Below are 5320 nucleotides of genomic sequence, written 5' to 3' on the forward strand. Positions count from 1 at the left end.
AGCCACAGCTGCCTTGGCAGCATTGACCGCCTCTTGGAACTGTACCTGGTCCAGCACAAAGAGGAGCTGCCCCTTACGCACCTTAGCCCCCTCATCTACAGCCACCTGGGTGATGGGACCAGCCACCTGTGGGCGTATCTCTACATCCAGTTTGCCCCGAAGTGTAGTGGGGTAGATAGATGGTAAAGTGATCTGCTGCTCCTTCAGCTCTCGTACGGTGTAGGTGGTGCCATCGGCTTGCTGCCCTTGGCCGCCCTTTTTCGTGTCACAACCACTTATGGGTAGTAGTGCCGCAACTGCTATAGCCACTAACCCTATTAGTCTCATCGAAGACTTTTTCATATTCATTCTTTTCTTTTGTCGGTTTGGGTCTCTTTTTTTAGAGTACTCGCAAGCTTACCCAAAGAGTGCGTAAAATCCAAGTAATTAAGAAGTTTTTAGTGGGGAATATGTCGGTTTTTTTGATGAAAAGGGGGAAAGTGTAGTCAACAGTTTTCTCCCTTTTTATTGAGAATGGCTCTTTGTGCAACATCCACCTTACCTATTGGGTGCCTAATCGGACCAGTCGGACAGGTCGGACGAGTCGGACAAGTCGGACTGATGAGAGCCCTACATCGGCTACGGCTCCGTTTGTGGGTCAGTAATTATCCCCTTAGTGAAAGGTAGATTTGCTCTTGTATGCGGGTGCGGATATGGAGCTGTGAGAGCTGGTTATTCCACCGCTTTAGGGCACCTCTATTGGAGAGAAAGATGTAGACAATCTCATTTTGGGGATCTATCCAGCAGCAGGTGCCGGTGAAGCCGGTATGCCCATAGGTGGAGAGGGGTGCAATATCGGCCACGTTGCCTACCTTGCCTTTGCCACGGTGACGATCGAAGCCGAGTGCATAGGGGGAGATAGGGTGGCGGGCTGTGGTAAACTTCTGTACCGTATTGGGTTTAATATACCTATGACCGTCGTAAGTGCCACCATTGAGGAGCATCTGTAGGAGTGGAAATAGCTCCTCTGCTGAGCCAAAGAGTCCGGCATTGCCCGATACTCCTCCTAGCATCGCTGCTGCTTCGTCATCCACATCGCCACGGAGGGTTTGGTGGCGAAGGAATTGATCCTTCTGCCCTTCGGCTATCTCGGAAGGGGCAAATCGTGCCAAAGGGCAGTAAGTGAGTCGCTTTAGTCCAAGTGGTGTGGCTAGCTTTTCCATAAAAAGTTGATCGAGTGGCATCTGGTAGCACTGCTCGAGCACCTCTTGCAATAGCAGAAAGTCAATGTCACTGTACCGGTACCCCCGCCGACGGAGCTGTGCATCGCGGATCTCCTCACGCATCATCTCCCTTACCGAACGGTGGAGGTAATATCCCTCGGCGAAGCGGATAGGGTAGTCCTCACTCTGCTCTCTACTAACCAATGATGGAAGGTAGGAGAAGTCGCGCCTTGCCCACGCCTTTCGGGCGATCTGAATGGGAAAGCCTGCTTGGCACCGATAGGTGATTAGTGGCGAAGGGTAGCTCTCTTGGTCGATGAGTGAGAGATAAAAATTGATCACCGCGGGCATCCCCCCTGTATGAAAAAGAAGGTCGGCAAGTGTTACCGACTCTTTATTGCTTCCTTTGAGGAAATCGAGGTGCTTACCTAGTGGATCCTTTGTAGACAACCGCCCCTCGTCCTCTGCCATCATCAGCAGTGGCACAGTGGCGACTGCCTTGGTGACACTGGCGAGGTCGTATAGGGTGGCGGTGTTATTGGGCTCCTTTTTCCCGCTATCTTTGTAGCCAAAGGCCTTGCTATAAACCACCTTTCCCTCCTTTGCCACTAGTACCTGGCAACCAGGGTAGGCGCCTTTCTTCACCCCCTCGAGGGCAATGTCATCTATCTTAGAGAGTAGGCGTCTATTGAGCCCCACTGTCTCTGGCTTGGCGAAGGTGAGCCCTTTTCGCTCCAGAGGAATGCCTGCTCCCGCCTTGAAAAGTGGAGGTAGGTCAACTGGTAGCACCCCACTCATGGGTAGCTGACCGAGTAAAGCACGCCCTACGGCTCTCTGAGCATCGACACTACTATCGTAGCCCATCACCACCGCCTTTGCCTCGGTGATCACCTCCTTGAAGTGCAGTGCGGTGTAGGGATTGGTGAGGAAAAGCAAGACTACCGACCTATCGCGTGCCAATTGGAGGAGCCCAGCATCGGGCCGTGCCCTTTCGGAGGTGATGGCAACCAGTATCACGGAGCTCTTTCGTAGCTTTTGGTAGGTGGCCTGTCGCTCGCCATTACCTGCCTTCACGCCAATGCCGTGGCTGCTAACTGTGCCACCATTGCGGAGCACTTGTAGGAGCTGAGGGGTCCTAGAGTCTCCATAACGCAAGAGAGCCATCTCACTTTTTCCTACGAATGGAAGGAGTGACTCATTATTCTTCAGTAGGGTGACACTCTCCTCGTAGATTCTAGTGTGAAGTGCCTTGCTCTGCTCATTATTAAGGTCGGCAGAGAGGGCGGTGGTTGGCAGTAGCGCCCGATTAGTTGCCCCAAGGAGATGTTTCCACGCAAGTACTTTTCGGCAACGACGTAGCACCTCACTGCGGTCTATCTCTCCCGCTTTTAGTGCGGTGAGCAGCTCTGCTAATGCCTTTTGGGGTGAGGGCGGTGCTAGTAGAATATCATTGCCAGCCTTGAAGGTGGCAACAGCAACAGAGCCTTTGCCTACATTGTCTATCACCCCTTGCATCGCCAGCCCATCGGTGAAGATGAGCCCCTCGAAGCCGAGTTGCTCCTGCAGTAGTTCGGTGGTGATGGCGTGGCTCACACTGGCCGCTTTTCGGCTGCTATCTAGTGCGGGGACGGTGAGGTGCCCCGTCATGATACCCCCTAAGCCCTTTTGGATAAATTGGGTGAAGGGGTAGAGCTCTACCTCCTCTAGCCGTGCTCGGTCGTGCGATATCACGGGTAAAGCTTTGTGGGAATCGACCTTGGTATCACCGTGCCCGGGGAAGTGCTTCGCTACCGCCAGCACCCCTAGGCTCTCTAGCCCTTGACCATAAGCCAGTACCAGCTTCGCTACCTGCTGAGGGTCGGAGCCAAAGCTACGGGTACCGATGACTGGATTGAGGGGGTTGTTATTGACGTCGGCGACAGGGGCAAAATTGACCTGAATACCCATCCGCTTCGCCTCCTCTGCTGTGGCTCTACCATACTCAAAGGCGGTGGAGAGGTTGTTGGTGGCCCCCAGCACAATGTTTCGAGGCCATCGGATAGTGCCAGAAAGACGCATCGAGAGTCCCCACTCGCCATCCATCGCCACCAGCATCGGGATCGTGGCTCTCTGTCGCATGCGATTGGTGAGGAAGAGCTGTCGCTCGGGCGTCCCTTTTTGCCAAAGGACGCCCCCGAAGCCACGTGCCACTAGGTGGTCCCACTCCTCTAGGGCTTTTTGTCCCTCTTTGGGGTAGACCATTGGCATAATCAGCTGAGCCAGAAGCTGCTCATCCGTCATCCCCTGCATCACGCTATCGGCATAAGCATAGGCCGCAACAGAACGAGCAGGATCCTTGATCATCGTTGGTGGGGTGCCCGCTTTTACAACGGGGCAACAAAGAAGTACCGCAAGGATACTCCCAAACATCTTATATATATTGTTTCTCTTCATAATCTTTGATAATCAATTGCCATTATGGTGAAAAGTGGCAATGTAAAAGCTAAATGGATTATTTCCATAATGGTTCATTCTCCCATCCCTTTGGAAAGCCAAGTGCAGCCTTGTCTATCTCTGGAAATGTAGCAAAGAGATGATTCATTTTGTGGAGCATGTCGTTATTTGGCGATATGACATCAAGGAAATACTTGATAATGCACAGGTCAAAGTATACCTTTAATGGATCAGTTGGCAATGTAATCCAAGGACGTTCTATTCTGATTGGCATAGTAGCACGAATGGAGAACACGCGATTCCAAATACGAGCATGATGACAGCAAGAGTTTCGTGTTACTGCAACAATAGTAAGCCAAGATTCGAATGGAGAAATTTGCAGTCCAAATGACTGAGCAATGGATTTCTTAATTCTTTTATTCTTGATGTTGGAATAAATGTTGGTGACTACTCCAAATGGTAGTATCTCAGCCAGCATCCAAGATGGTGGGTACTGATTGATATAGCTTTTCTTGAAATGATGGATGAAATCCTCTTTAGTATGGTTTAACTCATCTTCAATTAGGTGTTTAGTGCGTCTGAATCTACTAGGATCTGAGAAATAACGTCCGTTCGTTATCCAGAATGGATCGTCTAACATTTTTGTTCCAAAATTTACGATTGCACAACGCACTGCAATCTCTATTTTTTCAATTTCATTGAAGAGGAGTAGTCGTAACTTCTTGTCAAACTTATACAGCATCATTACCTTGTCAAAGGTAACACCTTGCTTAAATAGTTTTTGTTCCTTAGGGGTGGAAAGTAAAGGGTGCATATATGCAGATAGGCGGTAGTAACCGATGTGAGCAAGGTAGTGTTCAGCCTTTCCTTCATCAGTTATTTTCATGCCTCTTGCTTTGAGCAACTGTACTAACGCCTTAGGGGTAGCGTATGTTTTTACAAACGGAATTCTTTTTGTCATAGTATAAAAAAGACCCGCACATTTGAGCATCGTTGAGAGGCTTGGCGGGTTCTCGTGCTACAAAGGTACGAATATTCTATTGACATTCCAAACTCCGATACAAGAAAGTTACAAGATCCAAATCACTAGAAGTTTAATTACACATTAGCTCGTATTGGCAGGTTTATTTCCGCTTTAGTTGGTAGTTTACGGTAGAATCTGTATGTTTGTAATGAATATTAACATTAGACCACGAGGATTATGATTAAGGAGAACTTTGTAAAGCTATATGAGGGGGTACTGAAGGAGAATTGGGCGCTTCCTGCCTTTACCAATTATGAGGAGGGGCGAACCTATACTGTGGCAGATGTAGCACGGTGGGCAGCACGTGTACACCTTATCTTGGAGCAGAATGGCATCAAGAAGGGCGATAAGGTGACCCTTATTGGTAAGGATTGTGCCGAGTGGTGTATGGTATGGATGGGCATCGTTACCTATGGGGCGGTGGTGGTACCTATACTGCCCGACTTCCCGAAGGCCGACTTGCTACACCTCATTGAGCATAGCGACTCTAAGTTTGTATTCGTGGGGCCAGAGCACGAGAAGTACCTAGAGGGGGCACTTCTTCCTAATGTGCTTGGGCTTTATAGGATTAAAACACTAGAGCCACTCCTAGGACTACTCTCCAACGATCCTACTAAGGCACTCAATATAGATGCTCTATTCAAGGAGCGATACCCCAATG

The 5320-nt window shown here is 49.7% G+C and carries 3 protein-coding genes and 1 pseudogene; 1 reads left to right on the plus strand and 3 read right to left on the minus strand.

All coding sequences use genetic code 11. The features are described from left to right. The 3 genes and pseudogenes from QVO39_RS04560 to QVO39_RS04570 form a co-directional block, all read right to left on the minus strand. A pseudogene (locus QVO39_RS04560) lies at window positions 1–342 on the minus strand (biotin/lipoyl-binding protein); the annotation flags it as partial. 302 nt (window positions 343–644) lie between these two features. Further along, on the minus strand, window positions 645–3635 hold the full coding sequence (locus QVO39_RS04565; protein WP_288171762.1) for a serine hydrolase domain-containing protein: 2991 nt from the start codon (window positions 3633–3635) through the stop codon (window positions 645–647). Between the two features lie 58 nt (window positions 3636–3693). Beyond that, window positions 3694–4596, minus strand: coding sequence for an Abi family protein (locus tag QVO39_RS04570; protein ID WP_288171763.1), 903 nt, complete (start codon window positions 4594–4596; stop codon window positions 3694–3696). Between the two features lie 240 nt (window positions 4597–4836). Between QVO39_RS04570 and QVO39_RS04575 the strand changes: the two genes are divergently transcribed. Then, window positions 4837–5320 (plus strand): AMP-binding protein (locus QVO39_RS04575; RefSeq protein ID WP_288171764.1); only part of this gene is annotated, 484 nt, incomplete at its 3' end.

The sequence above is a fragment of the Porphyromonas sp. CAG:1061 genome (genome assembly GCF_000435035.1).
Lineage (GTDB): Bacteria > Bacteroidota > Bacteroidia > Bacteroidales > Porphyromonadaceae > Porphyromonas_A > Porphyromonas_A somerae.